Source organism: Streptomyces sp. bgisy159 (genome assembly GCF_057707805.1).
The window spans coordinates 1-21421 of sequence record NZ_JBYIQX010000071.1 but is presented as its reverse complement, the minus strand read 5'-3'; the positions used below and the strand labels follow the sequence as shown (position 1 = coordinate 21421).

18 protein-coding genes and 1 pseudogene are annotated in these 21421 nt (G+C 69.5%); 14 read left to right on the top strand and 5 right to left on the bottom strand.

What is annotated here, in order from left to right:
- Window positions 1–513: 513 nt before the first annotated feature.
- The 5 genes from AC3ET3_RS34720 to AC3ET3_RS34700 all read right to left on the bottom strand — a co-directional run bounded on the left by AC3ET3_RS34720 (window position 514) and on the right by AC3ET3_RS34700 (window position 8463).
- The gene (locus AC3ET3_RS34720) at window positions 514–813 is read right to left on the bottom strand and encodes a hypothetical protein (RefSeq protein WP_432158921.1); all 300 of its coding nucleotides are present in this window, start codon (window positions 811–813) and stop codon (window positions 514–516) included.
- On the bottom strand, window positions 806–5557 hold the full coding sequence (locus tag AC3ET3_RS34715; protein WP_432158922.1) for a putative T7SS-secreted protein: 4752 nt from the start codon (window positions 5555–5557) through the stop codon (window positions 806–808). Before AC3ET3_RS34715 ends, AC3ET3_RS34720 begins: the two co-directional genes overlap by 8 nt.
- Window positions 5550–6119: a hypothetical protein gene (locus tag AC3ET3_RS34710; protein WP_432158923.1), complete on the bottom strand. Its 570-nt coding sequence runs from the start codon at window positions 6117–6119 to the stop codon at window positions 5550–5552. Before AC3ET3_RS34710 ends, AC3ET3_RS34715 begins: the two co-directional genes overlap by 8 nt.
- Window positions 6116–6640, bottom strand: coding sequence for a hypothetical protein (locus AC3ET3_RS34705; protein ID WP_432158924.1), 525 nt, complete (start codon window positions 6638–6640; stop codon window positions 6116–6118). Before AC3ET3_RS34705 ends, AC3ET3_RS34710 begins: the two co-directional genes overlap by 4 nt.
- A gap of 113 nt (window positions 6641–6753) precedes the next feature.
- Complete coding sequence (locus tag AC3ET3_RS34700) at window positions 6754–8463, bottom strand: chitinase (RefSeq protein ID WP_435613591.1); 1710 nt, start codon at window positions 8461–8463, stop codon at window positions 6754–6756.
- 260 nt (window positions 8464–8723) lie between these two features.
- Between AC3ET3_RS34700 and AC3ET3_RS34695 the strand changes: the two are divergent.
- The 14 genes and pseudogenes from AC3ET3_RS34695 to AC3ET3_RS34630 form a co-directional block, all read left to right on the top strand.
- Window positions 8724–9503: pseudogene (locus AC3ET3_RS34695) on the top strand (hypothetical protein); the annotation flags it as partial.
- A 510-nt stretch (window positions 9504–10013) separates the two neighbouring features.
- Complete coding sequence (gene cpaB, locus AC3ET3_RS34690; protein WP_435613590.1) at window positions 10014–10721, top strand: Flp pilus assembly protein CpaB; 708 nt, start codon at window positions 10014–10016, stop codon at window positions 10719–10721.
- Window positions 10722–10733: 12 nt separating this feature from the next.
- Window positions 10734–11960: a CpaE/TadZ family protein gene (locus AC3ET3_RS34685; protein WP_432134744.1), complete on the top strand. Its 1227-nt coding sequence runs from the start codon at window positions 10734–10736 to the stop codon at window positions 11958–11960.
- Between the two features lie 5 nt (window positions 11961–11965).
- Complete coding sequence (locus AC3ET3_RS34680) at window positions 11966–12334, top strand: TadE/TadG family type IV pilus assembly protein (protein WP_432134745.1); 369 nt, start codon at window positions 11966–11968, stop codon at window positions 12332–12334.
- A 178-nt stretch (window positions 12335–12512) separates the two neighbouring features.
- Window positions 12513–12809, top strand: a complete 297-nt coding sequence (locus tag AC3ET3_RS34675; protein ID WP_432134849.1) for a TadE/TadG family type IV pilus assembly protein — start codon at window positions 12513–12515, stop codon at window positions 12807–12809.
- 62 nt (window positions 12810–12871) lie between these two features.
- Window positions 12872–14209 carry a TadA family conjugal transfer-associated ATPase gene (locus AC3ET3_RS34670; protein WP_435613589.1) on the top strand — a complete coding sequence of 446 codons (1338 nt, stop codon included), beginning with the start codon at window positions 12872–12874 and terminating at the stop codon, window positions 14207–14209.
- 85 nt (window positions 14210–14294) lie between these two features.
- On the top strand, window positions 14295–15236 hold the full coding sequence (locus tag AC3ET3_RS34665; RefSeq protein ID WP_435613588.1) for a type II secretion system F family protein: 942 nt from the start codon (window positions 14295–14297) through the stop codon (window positions 15234–15236).
- Between the two features lie 15 nt (window positions 15237–15251).
- The gene (locus tag AC3ET3_RS34660) at window positions 15252–16139 is read left to right on the top strand and encodes a DUF5936 domain-containing protein (RefSeq protein WP_435613587.1); all 888 of its coding nucleotides are present in this window, start codon (window positions 15252–15254) and stop codon (window positions 16137–16139) included.
- A 492-nt stretch (window positions 16140–16631) separates the two neighbouring features.
- On the top strand, window positions 16632–17936 hold the full coding sequence (locus AC3ET3_RS34655) for a sensor histidine kinase (RefSeq protein ID WP_435613592.1): 1305 nt from the start codon (window positions 16632–16634) through the stop codon (window positions 17934–17936).
- Complete coding sequence (locus tag AC3ET3_RS34650; protein ID WP_435613586.1) at window positions 17933–18700, top strand: response regulator; 768 nt, start codon at window positions 17933–17935, stop codon at window positions 18698–18700. The genes AC3ET3_RS34655 and AC3ET3_RS34650 overlap by 4 nt, the downstream gene beginning before the upstream one ends.
- 114 nt (window positions 18701–18814) lie before the next feature.
- The gene (locus AC3ET3_RS34645; RefSeq protein WP_432134751.1) at window positions 18815–19012 is read left to right on the top strand and encodes a hypothetical protein; all 198 of its coding nucleotides are present in this window, start codon (window positions 18815–18817) and stop codon (window positions 19010–19012) included.
- Complete coding sequence (locus tag AC3ET3_RS34640) at window positions 19009–19614, top strand: pilus assembly protein TadG-related protein (protein WP_432134850.1); 606 nt, start codon at window positions 19009–19011, stop codon at window positions 19612–19614. Before AC3ET3_RS34645 ends, AC3ET3_RS34640 begins: the two co-directional genes overlap by 4 nt.
- A gap of 22 nt (window positions 19615–19636) precedes the next feature.
- Window positions 19637–20221: a hypothetical protein gene (locus AC3ET3_RS34635; protein WP_432134752.1), complete on the top strand. Its 585-nt coding sequence runs from the start codon at window positions 19637–19639 to the stop codon at window positions 20219–20221.
- Between the two features lie 7 nt (window positions 20222–20228).
- Window positions 20229–20840, top strand: a complete 612-nt coding sequence (locus AC3ET3_RS34630; protein ID WP_435613585.1) for an OmpA family protein — start codon at window positions 20229–20231, stop codon at window positions 20838–20840.
- Window positions 20841–21421: the final 581 nt, after the last annotated feature.

Genomic DNA, 21421 nt, shown 5'->3' with positions numbered 1-21421 from the left:
TACGTGGGTGCCGAGGCGGATGCACTTCGTTCCCTCATCACGGAGGGGTCAACCCAGCTGGGGCACCGGCCCTGTTTGTGGCTGCCGGGAGACACGGTTCCGTTTCGTGGTCGGTGTCTTCGATCTCATGAAGCACGTCAACAGGCTTCCTTCGTCCTGCCTCAGCGGAAGTCGCCACCGAACTGCCTGTGCCATTCACCCTTTGAGTAAGTCGGCCACCTATGAGCGGAGTTCGGAAAAAGTTCCTCCGGCGGTATGCATTCAATCCAGCGACGTGTCCAAGAGTGACGTGGCCGGTCGACATCAGCTCAAGGACTGCGTGCGGCTCGGCCTCGAGGGCCGAGCTGTCTGTCCCGACCGTTGCGGTCGCCGAAAGCGGCGTCGCCAACGCTGAGGCCTGAGCGGGCGAGTGGGCGCCCAAGGCAGCCACAGCTGATCGACGCCTTCCTGCCATCCGTCTATCGAACTCGCCGAGTTCAACCGGCGGGCAGGAAGCTACTCCGTTCGCATCTCTCAGATGGTCTCATGGAGCGTTGTCAGTAGAATCCCTGGCGTCAGATTTTTGGCATCTTCTCCCTGTAGGGTGACTTTAGCGGAATGGACTGTGTCCAATTGTTCGACATCTTTGCCGTACCATTTGATGTTCGTCAGTGTGAGGGGAGCGGAGCCCCTCTTCTCCCCGCCTGATGGCTCAACGACGAACCTCATTCCCAGCCTTGCAGTTCCTTGGAGGCAGCGAACGACACACACCGTCGTCCTCTCGGCGATGTTCGGAAGAACGTCCAAGACGCTTAGCTTTGTACCCTCAGTCACGCCGGTGAGCCTCCTCGACGAATCGTGCGATCTGTTCTGGTGAGAGTTTCGGTACCTCATATTCAAGCAGCGGATCTATATCACCCTTGGTGACGCGCCTCGGGATGTGTATGTCGAATTCTGAAAGTATGTCTCTCGCGATCGTGGCCGGTATCCGTGCTGAAGCTCGGGATGATAGTTCGGATGGGCTGAGCTCAATCGGCCATTCCATTTCGCGCGCAATATACCCTTCATGTACGGGGATGCCGTCCAACGCCCTACGGGGATAGATTTCCACGACCGCTTCTCCGAACGTCTCGACATGCGTTGCGAATACCGCTGCTACGCCGGGATCCGACGACGTGGGCGTGATTCCGTGTCGCTGCACACCCGGGCTGCCAACGAATCCGCGAGTCGTTCCCCGGAAAAGATGTTCGGGGCAGGGGGACAAGCCGAACGGATCGACTGTCTCATGAGGGTTCGGAACGTAAACCGATGGGTTGGGTGCAGGGGCGAGCCCGAGCGGGTCCGGCGTGAGATACCTCGCCGTTTCAGGGTCATAGTGGCGGAAGTAATTGTAATGGAACCCTGTTTCCGGATCGTAGTACTGGCCCGGGAACCGCAGGGGTATGTACGTAGTACTGCTGGCCGTCCAGGCAGTCGTGCCCCACAGCGTCGAGCGACTGCGCCAGGCGATCTCGCCCTGCTCGTCCAGGAGTTCACTGGGAGTTCCTACGAGGTCGGTGACGATGGAGAAGAAACGGGAGTCGATTTCCTGCTGAGATGCATCGGCGGCGGTAATGCGTTCCGTCTGGGTGAGGGGGCGCAGACCTTGGTGGTCCCAAGTCAGGGTGACTGGGTTCGGCAGGTCGTCGGAGACCGTGGTCTGTTCGCACAGCGTCGTGCCGTCCCAGGTGAAGACGACGCGCTCGACGACCGAGTCGCCGCCGTCCGCCGCGGCACGGGTTTTCGCCGTGCGGCGCCCCAAAGGGTCGTAGGTGTAACGCCAGCGCGTGCCGTCCGGAGTCGTCACCGACGTCAGGCGGTCTTCGACGTCCCACTCGTAACGCCAGGTCTCCGGCTTGCGGGACAGGCGGGTCTTCTGGCGCAGGACGATGCGGCCGAGTTCGTCGTGTTCGTAGCGGACACCACCGGCCCGTTTGATGCGGCTCCCTGCGTACGTACGGGTGCCTGTGGCCTCCCTGCCCGGGTGGTCCGCAGGCCAGTCCGCCTGTGTCTGGTTGCCCGCCGCGTCGTAGGCGTACGTCTCCGACCAGTCCGCCGCACGGACCGCCGTGACCCGGCCCGTCGCGTCCAGGTCGAAGCGGCGAGAGCCGCCCAGCTGATCGTCGACGCCGATCAGATTGCCGTCAGCACGGTAACTGTAGGCGCGATGCTGGACTCTGCGGCCCGCTGCACCGATCACGGACTGGTCGGTCATACGGCCCAGTTCGTCGAAGACGTGCTCCAGGGTGACCGTGTCACCGACTCGACGGGTGCGCTCACGCCCCGCCTCGTCGTAGGAGAAGGCGACCGATCGACCCGAGACAACCATTCCAGCGGGACGCCCTGCCGCGTCGTACGACCACGTGGTCGTCGCCCCCGTCGGAGTGGTGCGGCCCGTCTGACGTCCCCACTCGTCGTAGGTGTACGCCAGGGTCCGTCCATCGACTGTCTCCGACCGCAGCCGTCCGAATCGGTCGCGTAGCGACACAAGCGTCGTACCGTCCGGCCCGGTCGCCTGCGCTAGCTGATCGGTCATGTCGTAGGCGTACGTTGTGACCTTGCCGTCGGCGTCCTTGCGGACCGTCTGTCCCAGTTCGTTGCGTTCGAAGGTCACCACCTGACCCAGCGCGTTCGTGCGGGAGGCAAGGTGACCGGAGGCGTCATAGGTGTAGGAGAGCGGGCGGTCGTCGAAGTCCGTTTCTCTGGCGAGGCGTCCTGCCGGGTCGTACTCGTAGCACCATGTCAGTCCTTGCGGATTGGTCACCCGGGTCAGGCGGAGCTCTGTGTCGTGCTCGAATGTGTATCGGACTCCATCCGGACCTGTTCGGGCGCTGAGCAGGTCGAAGTGCGTGTACTCGAAGCGGGTGATGCCGCCCGAGGGGTCTGTGTGCCGGGTGCAGTTGCCCTCTCCGTCGTACGTCCAGGATTCGGTTGTGCCATCGGGGTGCGTACGCCGAGAGAGGCGGCCCTCCACCGTCCACTCGAGACGGGTCATCGAGCCGCTGGGGTCCGTGACGGTGACGGGACGGCCGAAGGCATCGCGTTCATAGCGTGTGACAGCTCCCAGAGGGTCCCTGATCGTCAAGGGAAGGCCCGCACGGTCGCGTACGACGGTTGTGGTGTTGCCCAGAGGGTCGGTGAGTGTGCCGAGGTGCCCCGCCTCGGAGTACGCGAAGTGAGCCGTGTTTCCCGCCGAGTCGGTCACCGAGATCCGGTTGCCCCGGTCGTCGTAGGCCTGGCGCACCACGGTGCCGTCAGTCCTGACCAGCTTTGTCGGAAGACAGTGTTCGTCGTACTCGGCATGCGCCGCGCGCCCGTCCGGGCGCGTCACGGAGAGCAGATTCCCCGACTCGTCATAGCGGAACGATGTGGTGTTGCCGAGGGTGTCCGTCTGTGCCATCAGGCGGTTGTAGCGGTCGCGCTGATACTGGACCGTCTGCCCCAGCGGGTCGGTTTCGGCGATCACCTGGAGACGTTCGTTGACGAGATAGCGGCTCCTGTGGCCGAGGGAATCGGTGACGGTGGTGGTCCCGTGGCCCTGGGCCTGGTCCATGGGCTCGTAGGTGAACATCGACCTCTGGTGCCCGGCAGCGCCGGACTGTTCCGTGCAGCGGTCCTGGTCGTCGTAGACGTAGGTGAAGTGGCTGCCGTTGGTGTCGGTCCACGACACGATGCGTCCGTGTCCGTCGTAGCCGAAACGCAGCGGCCTGCCGGAGGAGTTGACGACCTCCGTGAGATGTCCACCGGAGTAGCTGTATCGCATCAGTTCGATGTCGGAGCCGTCTGAGGCCGCCCCGGCCAGCCGTACGGCGGTGATGCGTCCCTCATCGGTCGTGAACAAGAGCCGGTAGCCGCCGCTGTGCGTGATCGACCGGAGCGCGTCGGTGCCTGCCTCGTAGTCGAAGGCGATCCAGTTCCCATTGCGGTCCTCGATCTCCTCAAGACGGCAAAGCGCGTCTCCCCGATCGGAGAAAACCCGCACCTGGCCCGAAAGAGGGTCGGTGAGGGTGTAGCCGTCTTCTGTACGATCGAGCGGCCATCGAGGGCCATGGGTGGGCAGCGTCGGGACTCCGGGCGCCGGGTGCGGGTAGCTGAGGACCAGACCGTCCTCGCCCACGAAGACGACCCCTTGGGCGTCGATCTCCAGCCGCTGGTCAAGCGTCGAGGACCATGTGGGACCGAACCACCCACCCAGTCGGTACGAGGACTCGAAAGAGCGCTTGACCACAAGGGGCAGGCTTCCGGGCAGAGCCACGTCGGCCTGTGCGAGAACCATGCGGCCTGTCGCCACATCAACGGGATCCTTCACACAGACCTTCGCACCTGGTGGGCGGGAGACGTCATCGGCGCTGTTCTCGACAACATCTCGGCCCCCTCTGCGCAGCCCGCTCTGCACCGCCTCCTCGGCGCTCTTCCGTACGGTTGCCCTGACCCCGCCCCGGGCCAGCCCCGTGCCCTTGCTGCCGATTAGGTCGGGGATCAGTCGGCCGACGCCCTCGGACGGGTCCTTCTTGAAGGTCTCGTACACCTCCTTCACCACGGGGTCCGGGTTCATGGCGGTCGATGTCACACCGGCGAGCGTCATGTTGACGTTCTCGAAGTACTCCGCCGGATGGGCGAGGTTGTACGGGTCGACCATGCTCATGCTGCGGCCGTAATTGAACAGGCCGGCTGTGCCCTTGACCGCGCCGCCCACCAGGTGGGTGACCTCCGTGCCCTGGCCCACCAGGAGGTCGGACCCGTTGATGAAGAGGCGTTCCGTGATCGAGGGCTCGGCCGGGGCGTGCTGAAGGGCGGCGCGTACGGAGGCCGCCGCGGTGCGGCCCGCCTCGTTGCGCTGCCGCCGGGCTTCCTCGAGGACCTCATAGGCCCGCCCGACGTCCGCCTTGCCCGGGTCCTGGAAGGGGCCCGGTTCGGGGCCCGGGTCCTCGCCGGCCATCGCCTTGGCGTTGTAGGAGGTGACCTTCTCGTTGTACGCATCCGCCGCTTCGTCGGACGCCTTCCTGCCTTTCCTGTAGAGGCCGATGGCGTCCTGCGCCTGGCCCTGCGCCCACGCGACGGTGTCTGCGTAGGAGTCGAGTGCCTTGGCCGCCGCCTCGCAGGCGTCCGCGGCGTGCAGCCACTTGGTGGGATGCATGGCGAACTTCTCACGGAAGGTGTCGGCCGCCTCGCCCTTCCACTGGCTGGAATCCAGCTTGCGCATGCCCTCGCCGACCTTGCCGAAAGCGGTGTGGAAGTCCTTGAGGTGCTTGACGCTCTCCCGGATGCGGGCCGGGTTGCCGTGGACCAGCTCGTTCGCTTCCTCGGTGTCGCCCAGTTGTTCCTCGCCCGGGGCCGCGCCGAGGGCGGAGGCGAGGCCGTCGCCGAAGTCCTCCACCTTGTCAGCGAGATCCTCCGCACCGACGTAGTCCAGGACGTCCCCGGCGACGTCCGTGCCCTTGTCGATGCCCTCACCGACGAGCTCCTTGCCGCCTTCGTAGAGCTCTTCACCCTTGCCCAGAACGCCGTCGACAGCGCCCTTCCAGTTCCAGTCACCCATCTGTCGGGGTCTTCCCTTGCCAGGTCCGGGGGTCGAGCGAGTCGCCGGGGTCGAGAGAGGAGGACTTCACATCGTCGGCCGTACTCCGCCAGATCTCCTTGCTGTTGTCCCACGATTCCTCGAAGGACTTGTCGCTCCAGTCCGTGCCGGCGAGCGCGTGATGGGAGGCGATGTCGCTCCAGCTCATCCTGCTCACCTCGCCCTCCGACAGGTGCGGGTTGCCGATCACCGAGTTCACCGCGACCTTGAGCGTCCCTCCGACGTACTGGTCGTATTCGTAGAACGTTCCTGCCGACAGCCCGACGGCCTTTGCGAAGGCGCTGCCCTCGTGTACCAGGTTCCGGACACCGAAGTCCCAGCGCTCGCAGAACGAAGCCAGGGCTGAGGTCAGCTCGCCGTGGCCCAACTCAAGGCCAGTCAGCTCGAGATCGGAGAAGCCGCGGCCCGTTGCCGCGTCACCGGTCGAGCCGATCTCCCTGAGTTCGTCGAGTGCTCCGGTGATGCCTTGGGCGATCAGGCCCAGGCCCAGTGCCTGCAGGTCCATTCCAGTGCCGTCACTCATGTATGCGATCCCCCGTTCCAGTCCGTCTCGTCGGAGACGACATCACTGTCCACCGCCGCCGAGTCCGGCACGATGCCGCTCACCGGCGGGAACAGCAGACCCTCCCCGTCCGTCCCGGCGTCCAGCGCCACCCCGTACGGGACCGGCATCGCGGGGATCACCGCGTCCAGCAGCCGAGCCCCGAGCACCCGGTCGTAGTCCCACTCCCGGGATGCCTCGCCTCTCGATGCGGCGAACCCGGCCAGCATGGCCTCGTTCGAGAAAGCGAGGATCCATCGGACGCCACCGAAGTCGGCCGTCAACGGGGCGCCGTCGGCACTCAGAGGCAACAGGACCGCCGTACGCCGGAACTCGCCCAGGCAGGCAGCGGCTTGACGGCGGCGAAGACGGTAGCTTCCGTCCTCGGACGCGGTATCGGCGTCGGAAGGCGGGTCGGGCATGTCCACCGAAGGCGCTGACGTGGTCTTCTGGCGTGCGGGGCCGGTCACCCAGGTGTACTCGTCCAGAACGGATCTGGGCATCGCCCCCTCCGGACCACCGCCCCCTTGATCAACCATGCCCGGAATCATCACACCAGCACATTGCCGATCGCAACGCGGACCCGCCGGTGAGCGGGTCCGCGGTGCGGGTCGGTCTACGGCAGGGCGTGGACGTGGGGGCCCACCGTGTTGGACCAGGTGTTGCCCGCCGTGGCGTCCCAGTTGGTGGACCAGGTCATGGCGCCGCGGAGGCCGGGATAGGTGCGGGAGGGTTTGAAGGTGCCGCAGTTGGTGGCTCGGGTCAGGCAGTCGAGGGCGTTGTTGACGACGGTGGGGGAGACGTAGCCGCTGCCCGCGCCGCGGGTCGACGCGGGGACGCCCAGGCCCACCTGGGAGGGGGAGAGGCCGCCCTCCAGCTGGATGCAGGCGAGGGCGGTGAGGAAGTCGACCGAGCCCTGGCTGTAGACCTTGCCGTCGCAGCCCAGCATGGAACCGCTGTTGTAGTACTGGGTGTTGACGACCGTGAGGATGTCCTTGATGTTCAGGGCGGTGCGGAAGTACCCGCCCGACGTCGACTGCATGTCGATGGTCTGCGGAGCCATCGTGATGACCAGCGAGGGGCCCGCCTTCTGCGAGAGCGAGCGCAGCGCCTGCGTCATGTAGGTCGCGTCGAGGCCGTTCTCCAGGTCGATGTCCACGCCGTCGAAGCCGTAGGTCTGCATCAGCGCGTGGACGGAGTCCGCGAAGTTCGCCGCGGACGTGGCGTCGTTGACCGACACGGTGCCGCGCTCACCGCCCACCGAGATGATCACCTTCTTGCCGGCAGCCTGCTTGGCGCGGACGTCCGCCTTGAACTGGTCGACGGTGTAGCCGCCGAGCCCGGCGGAGTCCAGGGCGAAGGTCACCGCGCCCGGCGTGGTCGTCGCGTCCGCGAAGGCCACCGCGATGATGTCGTACTGGGACTGCACGTCGGCGAGCCGCTGGACGGTGGCCCCGTTGTCGAAGTTCTGCCAGTAGCCGGTCACCGCGTGCTTGGGCAGCGACCCCCCTCCGCCGCCACCGGTGCCGGCCGTCGTCGCCGTCACCGGCGCAGACTTCGGCGACTCACCGGCCGAGTTCACCGCCGTGACCTGGAAGGAGTACGAGGTGGAGGACGCGAGACCGGTCACCGTCGCCGTGGTGCCGGTCACCGCCGTGACCTTCGTGCCGTCGCGGTAGACGGCGTACCCGGTCGCACCGGAGACGGCGGGCCAGGACAGGGAGACGGACGAGGACGTGGTGCCCGAGACGGCGACCCCGCTGGGCGCGCCGGGGATCGTCGGGGTGGGGTCGCCGCCCCCGCCGCCGTCGGGACCGTAGACCGAGACGTCGTCGGCGAGGTAGGCCGCCTGCCCGTACCAGCCGTGCAGGTACACCGTCACCGAGGTGGTGGACGCGCCGGTGGTGAAGGTCGTCGACAGCTGCTTCCACGTCGTGGTGTCGGGCGTCCAGGTGGACACGTCGGTGGTCCCGGTGCCGGTGGCGCCCAGGTAGGTGTAGCCGCCCTGCACCCAGGCGCTCAGGGTGTACGTGGAGTCGGGCCGGACGGCGACGGTCTGGGTGCAGCGGGCGTTGTCCTGCCCCGCCGGGGTCGCCTTCAGCGCGGCCGTGCCGCCGTGCACCGGGGAGGACACCGTCGTGCCGCTGCCCGCCGAGCAGGTCCAGCCGGTGAGACCTGCCTCGAAGCCGGCGTTCTTCGCGTTGTTGAGGTCCGCGGCGGACGCCTGAGCCGCGCCCGCCAGGGAGAGGGTGAGTGCGGCGGTGACCGCCGCCGACCAGAACCGTGTCGTTCTGCTGGTCCGTGCCGAACCGTTGTGTGGGGACATGACAACAAGTTGGTCCAGACCAATTGAGTTGTCAAGGGGGTGCAACATGCCCTGGTATGTGCACACTTGGGGTGAGGGGGCGCGAAGACAGTTCCTTCCTAGTCACCGAAAGTTGTTCTCCGGCCACAGGGGCGTGGATACAGTGCTGAGGTAGTCACGCAATGAAGTCACCCCGGTGCGCCGGAGTAACACCGGTGGGCCGGACCGCGGGAATCGGGGAGCTGCGCGTGCCAACTGCCATTGCCGTGACCGGCGTCGACATGGCGCTGCCGCCGCAGGACGAGCGGACGCTGCCCGCCGCCGTGCTCGCCGACCTGGACCGCCAGCCGCTGGAACAGTCCGTGGCCGCCGTCCAGACCCTCATCGAACAGTACGGCCACGTCGTGGTCGTCTACTCCCGCGCCGTGCCACCCGCCGTGGAGCAGCGCCTGCACGCCGTGCGGTCCCTGCTGGAGAGCGACCGCGTCGCCCTGTTCCGGCCCGACCTGCCGCCCCTCGGGCTCGCCGTACTGGCCCGCCAGCTGCGCCAGCTCGCCTCCTGCGACCTCGGCCCCGGCGTCCTCGCCTGCGCGGGCCGGCTGCTCACCCACTACATCCACGCCGGCGCGCTCCTCGGCTCCGTCGCCCGCCTCGACCGCCTCCCCGTCAAACTGGCCTCGCACGCCCGCTCCTGGCTCCCGGGCAGCCAGTTCGCCGTACTGGCCCACCCGGAGCCGCAGTTGATCCGGGCCGCACCGGGGGTCCCGTTGCCCGGGCCGGAGTTCGGCACCTGGCTCCTGGTCGGCAAGGGCCAGCTGCCACCCGAGTGGGTCACCGACACCCTCGCCCCGGCCTGGCGCCCCCAGGGGCTCCGGGAGGTCGCCGCGCCCGCCGAGTCCGCCGTCTGGTGGGGCACCGGCAAGCTCGTCGAGTTCTGCGCCTATCTGCCCGACCTCTCCGTCCTCTACCAACTGGTCACCTCGGTCAGACAGACCACCTGTCACTGGTGCGGCCTCGACGTCATCGGCGACCGCTGCGTCTTCTGCTCCGCGACCACGCCGCCCGCCGCCGAGGCATCCGTACGACAACACGCGGGACCTGCGCACGCGACGCCGTACGGGTCGCCGTACGGACCCCGGGTCGGGGTGGCCCGCGGGCAACAGGCCGCGGTGCCTCACGGGCAACAGCCCGCGGTGCCTTACGGGCAACAGGCCGCGACGCCGTACGGTCCGCCGTACGGGCCCCGGGGCGAGGCGCCCTACGGGAGCCAGGGCGGGGCGCCCCACGGGCCCCAGGCAGGACCCGGTGCCGCGCGGGCCGTCCCGCCCGCACGCCCCGTGCGCGCGCTGACGGCGGGCGACTGAGCCCCGCCCCGGCCGCGTCCGCCCCGGCTCCCGCAGACCCGGCCCGGCCGGCCTCGGTCACCCGCACCACCCGCACCACCCGCACCACCCGCACCACCCGCACCACCAGCACCACCCGCTCCAGCTGCTGCACTCGCTCCACCCGCCCGACCCGCACCCCCGCACCGGCCCCGCTCGCCCCGACCCCCAACGAGGTTGCACAGGTCCATGAACTCCCGTCAGCGCCGCGGCGTGATCCTCCTGCTCCTGTCGGTGGTGTGCGCCCTCGGCGCGTTCGCCGGCGTGCTCTCCGTCATAGACGACGTGGAGTCCAAGGTCGGCCCCGAAGTGACCGCGTACCGGCTGAAGACCGAGGTCAAGCCGTACACCGCGCTGAGCAGGGACCAGTTCGAGAAGATCGAGATGCCCGAGCGCTGGCTGTCCGAGAACGCGGTGCGCGACCTCGCCGAGATCCGCGGCAAGATCGCCGTGACCACCCTGCACGAAGGCTCCCTGCTCCAGCGCGACATGGTCGTCGACCAGCCCGCCCTGCGCCCCGGCGAGCAGGAGGTCGCCATCATGATCGACGCGGCCACCGGAGTCGCCGGCAAGATCACCCCCGGCTCCGACGTCAACGTCTACGCCACCTTCGAAGGCGCCCGGGACGGCGACCCCGACGTATCCAAGATCATCGTGACCAACGCCCGCGTCCTCGACGTCGGCAGGATCACCGCGCTGCGCCCCGACGCCGACGACCGGGCCCGCCAGGCCACCGACGCCGTCCCCATCACCTTCGCGCTGTCCACGCTCGACGCCCAGCGCATCACCTACGCCGAGTCGTTCGCCAAGCGCGTCCGCCTCGCGCTCGTGGCGCCGGGCGGCGACACCACGGTCCCGGAGCAGGACCGCACCTACCAGCTCGCCAAGGACAAGTGAGAGGCGGCCGCCATGCCCACGAGGATCCTGCCGGCCGTCGGCGACCCCGACGCGGCCCGCTCGCTCACCACTCTGCTCAGCCAGCTCCCCGAAGCCGAACCCGTCCCCCCGGTCACCGACTCCACCCAGCTCGTCGACACTCTCGCCCGCCTCGCCGCCGAGTCGGTCGACGAACTCCCCGAAGTGGTCGTCGTCCACGAACGCATCGGCCCGGTCCCGGCGCTGGAACTGGTCCGCGACGTCGCCCTGCGCTTCCCGGCCGCCGGTGTCATCCTCCTGACCACGGACGCCTCGCCCGGCCTGTTCTCCGCCGCCATGGACGCCGGCGCCCGCGGCCTGGTCACCCTGCCCCTCGACTACGAGCAACTCGCCAGCCGCGTCCAGGCCGTGACCCAGTGGTCGGCCGGCGTACGCCGCCACCTCGGTCACGGCACGGAGGTGTTCACCGGCGCCGGCGGCACCGTCGTCACCGTCAGCGGCGCCAAGGGCGGCGTCGGCACCACCCTCACCGCCGTCCAACTGGCCCTCGCCGCCCAGGCGTCCGGGCAGGAGACGGCCCTGGTCGACATGGACCTGCAGACCGGGGACATCGCCTCCTACCTCGACGTCCAGTTCCGCCGCTCCGTCGTCGACCTCGCGGCCATCACCGACATCACCCCCCGTGTCCTCGCCGAGGCCGTCTTCCGGCACGACAGCGGCGTCGCCCTCCTCCTCGCCCCCGGCGAGGGCGAACGCGGCGAAGAAGTCACAGACCGGGCCGCCCGGCAGGTCGTGAGCGCCCTGCGCTCCCGCTACGACGTCGTCGTCATCGACTGCGGCGCCCAGCTCGGCGGGGCCGGCGCCGCCGCCGTGGAGATGGCCGACCGGGCCCTGCTGGTCACCACCCCGGACGTGGTCGCCGTACGCGGCGCCAAACGCACCGTCCGCATGTGGGACCGGCTGCAGGTCCGCAAGGCGGAGGAGACCACGGTCGTCGTCAACCGTCACAGCCGCGCCACCGAGATCCAGCCCGCCCTCATCCAGAAGATCACCGGCACCGGCGTCGCCGCGACCACCGTCCCCGCCCACTTCAAGGAACTCGCCGCGGCCGTCGACTCCGGCCGCGTGCACACCCTCGACCCCAAGGGCCAGGTACGGCAGGCGCTCTGGGCGCTCGCCGGGGAGCTGGGGCTGGTCAAGGCGCCCGAGACCGCCCTCGTCCGCAGGGGTGCGACCGGCTTCCGCAGGCGTAAGGAGTGATCGGAATGCGTGTGCGCGGCGACCGGGGCCAGGTCACCGTCGAGTTCCTCGGCATGACCCCGCTGATCATCCTCACACTGGTACTGGTGTGGCAGTTCGTGCTGGTCGGCTACACCTTCACGCTCGCCGGGAACGCCGCCGACGAGGCGGTACGGGCGGGCACGGCCGCCTCCCCCGGCGAACGCCAGGGTGCCTGCGAGACGGCGGGCCTGGCCGCGCTGCCCGACGCCTGGTCCGGCCGGGTCACCTGCTCCGGCGAGGGCTATGTGACCGCCGAGGTCACGCTCCGCGTCCCGGTCCTCTTCCCCGGCTCGATCGGCTTCCCCTTCGAGGTCGAGGGCCACGCGGGGGCCGTGGAGGAGGCGAAGCGCTGAGATGCCGTACAACAGCGGGCACGGACCACTCGCGGGAGGCGGCGGGCGCGGTCGGCCCGGACCACTTGTGGGAGGCGGCGGGCGCGGTCGGCCCGGACCCTATGCCGGGGGCGGGCGACGCCGTCGGCCAGGCGGGTGCCGCGACCGGGGCCAGGCCGCCCTCGAATACCTCGGCTTCCTGCCCGTCCTAATCCTCGTGGCGATGGCCGGCGTCCAGCTCGGCCTGATCGCCTACGCCGCCCAGCAGGCCGGCACCGCCGCACGGGCCGGCGCGCGCGCCGCGTCGCTCGACCGGAGCGCCCAGGAGGGCTGCGAGACCGCGGTCAGCGGCTGGCTCGCCGACGGCGTCAGCTGCGCCGAGTCGTACGGCGGCGACGAGGTCACCGTCACCGCGACCGTCCAGATCCCCTCGGTCGTGCCCGGCTGGGACTTCGACCCCGCCCGCAAGTCCGCCACCATGCCGCTCGACCGCTGAACGAGGAGCCACCGGATGAACGCCCGGACGCACGACCCGATGCACGAGGAGTCACCGGAGCCATGAGCCTGAGGTCACGCATCACCTCCCCCGAGGAGAACGGCAGCCGGGGCGAGGACGGTCACCTGGTCGCCACCTACCGGGCGAAACTGCTGGAGGAGATCGACCTCGCGGAGATGAGCGCGCTGGCGGCGGCCGAGCGCCGGGCACGGCTGGAACGCGTCCTCGGGCACATCATCAGCCGCGAGGGCCCGGTGCTGTCGACCGCGGAGCGCGCCCAGCTGATCCGCCGCGTCGTCGACGAGGCGCTCGGCCTCGGCATCCTGGAACCGCTGCTGGAGGACGCGTCGATCACCGAGATCATGGTGAACGGCCCCGACACGATCTTCGTCGAACGTGCGGGCCGGGTCGAGCAGCTGCCCCTGCGCTTCGCGTCGACGGACCAGCTGATGCAGACCATCGAACGCATCGTGTCGACCGTCAACCGCCGCGTCGACGAGTCCAACCCGATGGTCGACGCACGGCTGCCGTCCGGCGAGCGCGTGAACGTCATCATCCCGCCGCTGTCCCTGACCGGCCCCATCCTCACCATCCGCCGCTTCCCGCGCTCCTTCACCCTCCACGAACTCGTCGGCTTCGGCTCGCTCGACGAGCACATGCTGTTCCTGCTGGCCGGCCTGGTACAGGCCAAGTTCAACGTGATCGTGTCCGGTGCGACGGGCACCGGCAAGACCACCCTGCTGAACGCCCTCTCCGGACTCATCCCGGAGGGCGAACGCATCATCACCATCGAGGACTCCGCCGAACTCCAGCTCCAGCAGCAGCACGTGATCCGGCTGGAGGCCCGCCCCCCGAACGTCGAGGGCAAGGGCCGCATCACCATCCGCGACCTGGTCCGCAACTCCCTGCGGATGCGCCCCGACCGGATCGTGGTCGGCGAGGTCCGCGGGGGCGAGTCCCTCGACATGCTCCAGGCCATGTCCACCGGCCACGACGGCTCCCTCGCCACCGTCCACGCCAACAGCGCCGAGGACGCGCTCACCCGCCTGCAGACCCTCGCCTCCATGTCGGACGTGGAGATCCCGTTCATCGCCCTGCACGACCAGATCAACAGCGCCGTCGACGTCATCATCCAGCTCACCCGCTTCGCGGACGGCGCCCGCCGCGTCACGGAGATTGCGCTCCTCGACAGCCACGGCGGCGACCCGTACCGGCTGGCCACCATCGCCCGCTTCGACGCACAGCCGATGACGGCCGACGGCCGCATCCACGGGGCCTTCCGCTGCTTCCCGCTGCCGCGCCGCACCGCCGAACGCCTCTACATGGCCGGGCAGCCCGTCCCGCAGGCGTTCGGGGTGGCGCGCACGGCGGACGACCTCGCGACGCGGGAGGCACGGTAGTGGACTGCCGCCCCCGCAAGCGCCGGAGTCAGCACCACAGGCACCCCCACACGCCCCGGTGGGCAGGGAGAGAGGCAGCAGACCCATGGACCTGGACCTGATCACGTTCACCACGGGAGTCACCCTCCTGGCCTGCGCCCTGGTGGTCGCGGGCGTCCAGGCGTACGCCTCGGGCCGCGCCCAGCAGGCAGACCTCGTGGCCCGCCTGAACCACACGGGCTGGCTCCCGCCCACCGGTCGCCCGCGCCGCTTCCGCGCCCTGGACCGCCGAATCCGCCGTACGAGAGCCGGGCGGGCCCTGGAGCGCAAGCTGGCGGCGACCGGCCTGGACGTGACGCCGGGCGAGTTCACGGCGTACCTGCTGGCCGGTGTCGCCGGGCTGTGGCTGGTGGGGCAGGCGGCCCTGGCGCCCTTCTTCGGGCCGATCGCCGCACTGCTGGGTGTGTGGACGGCGTGGCAGTTCCTCACCTGGCAGCGCCAGAAACGCATCGAGCGGTTCATCAACCAGCTCCCCGAACTGTCCCGCATCCTCGCCAACGCCACCCACGCCGGCCTCGCCCTCCGCACCGCGATCGGCATGGCGGCGGAGGAGCTGGAGGCCCCGGCCGGCGAGGAACTGTCCAAAGTGGCGGACCAGTTGGCCGTGGGCCGGTCGATGGACGAGGCACTCGGCGAACTGGCGGACCGCCTCCCCTCCCGCGAACTGGTCGTCCTGGTCACGACGCTGGTCCTGTCGAACCGCGCGGGCGGCCAGGTCGTGGCGGCCCTGCGCAACCTGACGGAGACGCTGGAGGAACGCAAGGAGACCCGGCGCGAGATCCGCACTCAGCTCTCCCAGGTGAACATGACCTCGTACGCGGTCCCGGTACTGGGCCTCGGCTCGTTGTTCCTCATGAACGGCGTGAAGGACGGCGCCCTGGAACGCATGACGGGCTCACCGCTCGGCCAGGCCGCGGTGATCGCCGCCTTCGGGCTGTACGCCGTCGGCTTCGTCCTCATCCGCCGCATGTCCCGTATCGACGTCTGAGAGGAGGGACGACCGATGGGCCTGATCCTCGCCCTCCTCATGGGCCTCGGCGTGTGGGGTGTCTTCGCAGGCATCCGCATGTACCGGGCCGACGCCAAACTGCCCCCCGACCTCGCGCTCGCCCTGGAGGTCGGCGCCACCCGCACCGGCGCGGTGGACTCTCTCGTCGACCGGCTCGGCATGCGGTACGCACCCGCCGTACTGCGCCTGATGGGCCCGAAGCAGGTCGCCAGATACCGCAGGAAGATCGACCTCGCCGGCAACCCGGGCGGCCTCACCATCGACCGCTACGCGGCCCGCCGCGCCGTCTACGGCGCCCTCGGCGGCGTCGGCGGCCTGGTGTTCCTGCTACGGGGCCAGTGGTTGGTGGCGCTGCTGATGCTGGCGTTCGGCGCGCTGTGGACGGAGGTCGGCATCTGGTCCGCGATGCGGGTCCGCAAGGACGTCATCGAGCGGACCCTGCCGGACTTCCTCGACGTCCTGGCGGTGGTGGTCAGCGCCGGCCTCGGCTTCCGCCAGGCACTCGACCGTGTCGCCGTCCACTACGAGGGCCCGTGGGCGGACGAACTGCGCATCACCCTGCGCCAGATGGACCTCGGTATGAGCCGCCGCCAGGCCTTCGCCGAGCTGCGGCGCCGCAACGACTCCGAGCAGGTGGCCATGTTCGTCACGGCCCTCCAGCAGGGCGAGGAACTGGGCGCCCCCATCGTCGAGACGCTCGTCGCCCTGGCCAAGGACATGCGCCGCACCGACGCGCAGAACGCCCGCCGCAAGGCCGCGCGGGCCGTCCCCCGGGCCACGCTGGTCATCACCACCTTCATGGTCCCGGCCACCATGCTGCTGCTCGGCGCGGGCCTGCTGCTGGGCTCGGGCACCGACTTCGGCACGATCACGGGCGAGTAGGGGTAAGGCCATGGGACGGACGCCGGGCGCGACCGCGGGGGGCAGAACAGGGGACACGGGGGCAGAACAGGGGACGGGGTGGTGAAGATGCTCGCAATCGCTCGGCGCCTGGGCCGGAACCGCATCCGGCGCTGGGGCCGGGGCCGGGCCCGGGGCCTCGGTGAGGGGTGGAGCCGCAGGGCGGCCGGGCCGCTGCCCGGGACCGGCAGGCGCTGGGGCAGGAGCACGGCCACGCCGCCCGGGACCGGCAGGCAGTGGGGCAGCACCGCATCACAGCCCGACGGGCCCGCGACCGCTCCCGCGGTGGTGCCTGCTCCCGCGCCCGCGGCCGTTACCGCTTCTGAGCCCGCCCTTCTGCCCGACCCTGGGCTCGTCCCCTTTCTCGCTCCCCTTCGCGCTTCACGGCGCGCTCCCCTTCTCGCCTCCCGGCCCGCCCCGCTTCTCGCCTCCCGGCCCGCCCCCCTGTCCCTCCAGGTGAACGCCCTGCAGGCGATGTGCCGGCAGGTCTTCGGCTTCCGGCTGGCGATGATCGCGCTTGCCGCCCCGTCGGCCCTGCTCAACGCAGCGCCCGGACTGGGCGTGCGCCTGGTGGGCGCCGCGGTCGTCGTCACGGTCATGGCCTCGTACGCCCTGTTCCGCGACTGGGAACGCCTCGGCCCCCTCCTCCTGCGCCACCCGTCCCTCCTCGCCGCGGACACCCTCATCGGTTCCCTGCTCCTGATCTCGGCGGGTCCCGACACCACGCTGGCGTACGTCAGCGTCTGCACCCCGCTGCTGGCAGGCATCGTCTACGGCTGGCGGGGCGCCGCCTGCTTCGCCTCGCTCCAGTCGCTGATCCTGCTGCTGGTCCATGCCACCCTGGACCAGACGGCCCACCCGAGCGTGGCGGAACGCCTGCTGCTGCCCGGCTTCTGCGTCATCACCGGGGCGGTCGGCTCCACCCTGCGCGGCTTGATGCTCCGCTTCGGCGAGGCGACGGAGACCCTGACGAAGGTGCGGGCCCGCCTGGCCGCCACCGAGGCCACCCAGGCCGAACGAGCACGCCTGGCCCGTGAGATGCACGACTCGGTGGCCAAGACCCTGCACGGCGTGGCCCTGGCGGCCGAGGCGCTGGCCCACACCGCGAACGCCCCCCACGCCGACCCGGAGCGACTGCGCGAACAGGCGGACCTGGTGGCACGTGCCGCCCGCAGGGCGGCGGCGGAGTCGAGGGACTTGCTGACCGACCTGCGGACGGAGGAGACGACGGCGTCCGTGACCCCTGTACTGCCGCAACTGGCGGCCGCGGTGGCCGCCTTCGAAGCCCGGACGGGCATGACGACGAGCTACCACGCCCCCGGACCGGCAGCGGCGCCGACTCTGCCCCACCCGACGGCCCACGACCTCGTGGCGATCACGGAGGAGGCGCTGGAGAACGCCTACCGCCACGCGGGCGGTACCCGGGTGGACGTGTGGGTGAACCTCCGCAACGACGACACGCTGACCCTGCGCGTGCGTGACGACGGCCGGGGCCTGCCGCAGGACACGACACTCGACGCACTGCGCGAGTGCGGACGCTTCGGCCTGCTGGGCATGACGGAACGGGCGGCGACGATGGGCGCGACGATCGACTTCGGGCCCGCACCCGCCGGCGGCGGCCGAGGCACGGAGGTACGCCTGGACCTGCCCCTGCCACATCGCTCCCGCAACGACGACAGTGACGGTGACCGCCGCGACCGGGCCCGGAACCGGAACCGAAACCGCGAACGGCGCAGAGACCGGGCGGCCCGGGGCCGAAAGACAGGAGCGACGACATGACCTGGCCGCAGCCGCAGCCGCAGCCGTTGCGGGTCGTGATCGCGGACGACAACCCGGTGGTCCGCGCGGGCCTGGCAGCCCTCCTCACCGCGCACGACGACATCGCCGTCGTGGCGGAGGCGGCGACCGGCCGCGAAGCATGCGAGGTGACGGCGGTGCACCGCCCCGACGTGGTCCTCCTGGACGTCCGTATGCCGGAGGTGGACGGCCTGAGCGCCCTTCCGTACCTGGTGGACATGGCGCCGGTCCTGATGCTGACGTACAGCGGGGAGGCCGAAACCGTCCAGGAGGCACTGCGCGCGGGCGCGGGCGGCTACCTGGTGCACGGCGAGTTCACGACGGACCAACTCCTCACGGCGGTACGCGACACCGTACGCGGCCGACCCCACCTGACCCCGACCGCAACCGACGCGCTGCTCACCCACCTAAAAGCACCAGGCGCAAGTGCAACTGCACACAACAGCCATGAACACCCCCAGAAATTAAGGCTAATTACCTTCAACCAGCTTTCGCGATCGCAACTACCTATGGCACAGTCGAAGCCCGGGGGGCCAGGGAGTGCTCCGGATCCACTGAGGGCCCGACTCAGCGCGAGGGAGGCGGAGATCATGGACCTCATCGCGTCCGGCATGAACAACCACGAGATCGCCGCCGCCTGCTTCATCGCCGAGAAGACGGTCAAGAACCACATCAACCGCATCTTCGCCAAACTCCACAGCGCCAGCCGCGCCGAGGCGACCGCCAAGTGGCTGGAGGCCCGATGACCTCCCACCTGGGCCCAAGCTGGGCCCGACTTTGGGCCCCCGGCCCCTCGCCCACCCACCCCCCGACCGGCTACCTTCCCCCCGCCGGCACCATGACCAGCGGAGGGGACCCCCATGACCAACTGGCTCAGCACCACCCTCACCACACTCCGCACCCGAGCCACCCGGGGGGACCAGGGGCAGACGGCGGTGGAGTATCTCGGGATCATCGCGGTGGTGGTGGCGATCGTGCTGGCCATCACCGGGACCAGCATCGGGCAGTCGATCTACGACGCGATCACCGCGAAGATCTCCGAAGTCACCGGCGGCTGACCCGCACGAGGCTGCGAGGCGACTCAGGGCAGGCTTTCCCCATCTACATCACGGTGGTGGCGGGCCTGCTCTTCCTCGCGTTCGCCTACCTGGCGGTCGGCCAGGCGGCAGCCAACCGGAACGGTGCTCAGACAGCGGCTGACGCCGCGGCGCTCGCCGCAGCCCAGGAGTTCCGGGACCAATTGGCGGACCAGTGGGTGGAAAACGTACTCGACCCGACGAAGTGGCAGGCCATCCTCGACGGCGAGGCACCGGCGCTGACGGATCCGTGCGGGCGCGCGTATGAGCTGGCGGCCCAGAACGACGCGACCGCGGAGTGCCATGAGGACGGACCACGTCGCTACGGCGTCGTGGCCACGACCAACAAGCCGGTCGGGGACAGCATCATCCCGGGCACGGAGAGCATGCGGTCGACGGCCACCGCCACCGCCGTGGTGGAGCCGCTCTGCGGATTCGAACCCCTCGGCGAGGGCGCCGCGGACGACGCACTGCCGCAACTGAGCTGCGAGGGTGGCGACTGGACGCTGGATCCCGACCATCTGACCCAGCTCCCGGAACCGCACGATCTCTTCGACGTCCACTTGGTGGCTGACAACGCATGACACGCGAGAAGGAAGCGCAGGCATGAGCATTCGGTTCACGACGAAGGCCCTCAGGGGCGTGGTCGCACTGACCGCCGTGGTCGGTCTGGCCCTCAGTGTGGCCGGCTGCGGTGGGGGCGAGGGGGGCGAGGACAAAGCGCAGAGCTCCCCGAGTGCGTCTCAGAGCGGCGGTGGTTCCCAGCCGAATGCTCAGGAAGGCCAGCCTCAGACGCCGATGGCGGAACTGAAGGGCTCAGACGGTCTGCTCTTCCAGATCACGTCCGCCGAGCGCGACTCCGGTGGTTTCGTCACGGTCAACGGCACTCTGAAGAACGAGGGAGCCAAGAGCGTCGTGGCACCGGCGGCCTTGAGCGGCAACGAGACGGAGATCGTACGGAACGGTCGTTCTCTGGGCGGCGCGACGCTCGTCGACTCCAAGAGCAAGAAGCGCTACTACGTGTTGCGGGACACGGACGGCAGACCACTCACCACCACCGGCTTCACCACCATCAAGTCCGGCGAAAGTCTGGCCGTCTTCATGCAGTTCCCGGCGCCCCCCTCCGACACGGCCGAGGTCAGCTTCCAACTGCCGACGTTCGCCGCGGCCACCATCCAGATCTCAGGGTGAGGCCACGATGACCCGCACCCGAGCGCTCGCCACAGCCGTGGTGCTCACCTGCCTCCTGACCACGCCCCCCGCCCGTGCCGCAGACGGCCCCAGCGTCCCCCCGGGCACCGAGCCCACCGCCACCGCGCCCGTCGAGGTCGACCCCAACGACCCGGACCTCAAGCTCCCGGAGGGCGCGACGCTGGCTGAGCCGAAGGTCCTGGACATCAAGCAGGTCGTGGAGGAACAGTCGGGAGACGAACGCCGGGAAGACACCAACGCGAACGTGAAGTTCGCCCTCCAGGCCGAAGTCCTCTTCGGCAAGGACAGCGCCCGCCTGAGCCCGGCCTCGCAGGCCCGCATCACGGCGATCGCCAAGGAGATCAAGGCCCAACAGGCCACCCGAGTCCGGGTCTTCGGCTTCACCGACAACCTGGGCTCCTCAGCCCACGGCGACGTCCTCTCCCGCCAACGAGCCAACGCCGTACAAGCCGCCCTCTCCAGCGCCCTGAACGACCCGAACATCACCTTCGAGGTCCGCGGCTACGGCGAGCAGTACCCCATCTCCGACAACTCCACGGAGTCCGGCCGCAAGAAAAACCGCCGAGTGGAGGTCACCTTCCAACGCGACCACAACTGACGTTCCTCAGCCAGCCCCCGCGCCTCTCGAAACCAGCCGGACAAGTATCTCGGCGTACGAACTCACAGATAATCTCCGCGATGAGGGCTCCCCGGTCAACTCCAACCGCTCGGCTGCGTCAAGCAGCTCGTGGATCAGGGCTTCCAGCGCCGCAGAGGCCGTGGACTCCGGAGCCGGCCCGCCCTCCGCTTCCTCACGTAGCAGTCGCGGCGGCATCGCCGTGCGATAAGCTCCCGGCGGCGGTGCCTGAGCACTGGCCGCCAAGGCCTGCTCAACCTGGCCAGTCACGGATGTGCCACACGTATGCATAGCTCGCGGCTGGGCAGTGTCGACACCACAATGGCCCACCGCCATGTCATTCAGGCGGTCGCGCTTCCTGGCCGCTTTCGTACCTGTCGCAGAACAGTTGGGCAGTGCAGGAGCTCTCCAAATGCTGGGGTCGAAATGTCGTATGCCACGCTTCTTGGCGGCGGTAGGGCTGGATCCTGCGGGAAGGCATCGTTTACGGGGAGAGCACCTATGAGCTCGTAACACGATCTTGTTGATCGGCCCTGGTCGGCCGTGACTGGTGTGACGATTCG

Coding starts and splice junctions, on each gene's coding strand:
- AC3ET3_RS34655 (WP_435613592.1), top strand. CDS start 16,632: ATGTGCCGGCAGGTCTTCGGCTTCCGGCTGGCGATGATCGCGCTTGCC.
- AC3ET3_RS34660 (WP_435613587.1), top strand. CDS start 15,252: ATGGGCCTGATCCTCGCCCTCCTCATGGGCCTCGGCGTGTGGGGTGTC.
- AC3ET3_RS34705 (WP_432158924.1), bottom strand. CDS start 6,640: ATGCCCAGATCCGTTCTGGACGAGTACACCTGGGTGACCGGCCCCGCA.
- AC3ET3_RS34665 (WP_435613588.1), top strand. CDS start 14,295: ATGGACCTGGACCTGATCACGTTCACCACGGGAGTCACCCTCCTGGCC.
- AC3ET3_RS34685 (WP_432134744.1), top strand. CDS start 10,734: ATGCCCACGAGGATCCTGCCGGCCGTCGGCGACCCCGACGCGGCCCGC.
- AC3ET3_RS34630 (WP_435613585.1), top strand. CDS start 20,229: ATGACCCGCACCCGAGCGCTCGCCACAGCCGTGGTGCTCACCTGCCTC.
- AC3ET3_RS34635 (WP_432134752.1), top strand. CDS start 19,637: ATGAGCATTCGGTTCACGACGAAGGCCCTCAGGGGCGTGGTCGCACTG.
- AC3ET3_RS34710 (WP_432158923.1), bottom strand. CDS start 6,119: ATGAGTGACGGCACTGGAATGGACCTGCAGGCACTGGGCCTGGGCCTG.
- AC3ET3_RS34715 (WP_432158922.1), bottom strand. CDS start 5,557: ATGGGTGACTGGAACTGGAAGGGCGCTGTCGACGGCGTTCTGGGCAAG.
- cpaB (WP_435613590.1), top strand. CDS start 10,014: ATGAACTCCCGTCAGCGCCGCGGCGTGATCCTCCTGCTCCTGTCGGTG.
- AC3ET3_RS34670 (WP_435613589.1), top strand. CDS start 12,872: ATGAGCCTGAGGTCACGCATCACCTCCCCCGAGGAGAACGGCAGCCGG.
- AC3ET3_RS34700 (WP_435613591.1), bottom strand. CDS start 8,463: ATGTCCCCACACAACGGTTCGGCACGGACCAGCAGAACGACACGGTTC.
- AC3ET3_RS34645 (WP_432134751.1), top strand. CDS start 18,815: ATGACCAACTGGCTCAGCACCACCCTCACCACACTCCGCACCCGAGCC.
- AC3ET3_RS34680 (WP_432134745.1), top strand. CDS start 11,966: ATGCGTGTGCGCGGCGACCGGGGCCAGGTCACCGTCGAGTTCCTCGGC.
- AC3ET3_RS34650 (WP_435613586.1), top strand. CDS start 17,933: ATGACCTGGCCGCAGCCGCAGCCGCAGCCGTTGCGGGTCGTGATCGCG.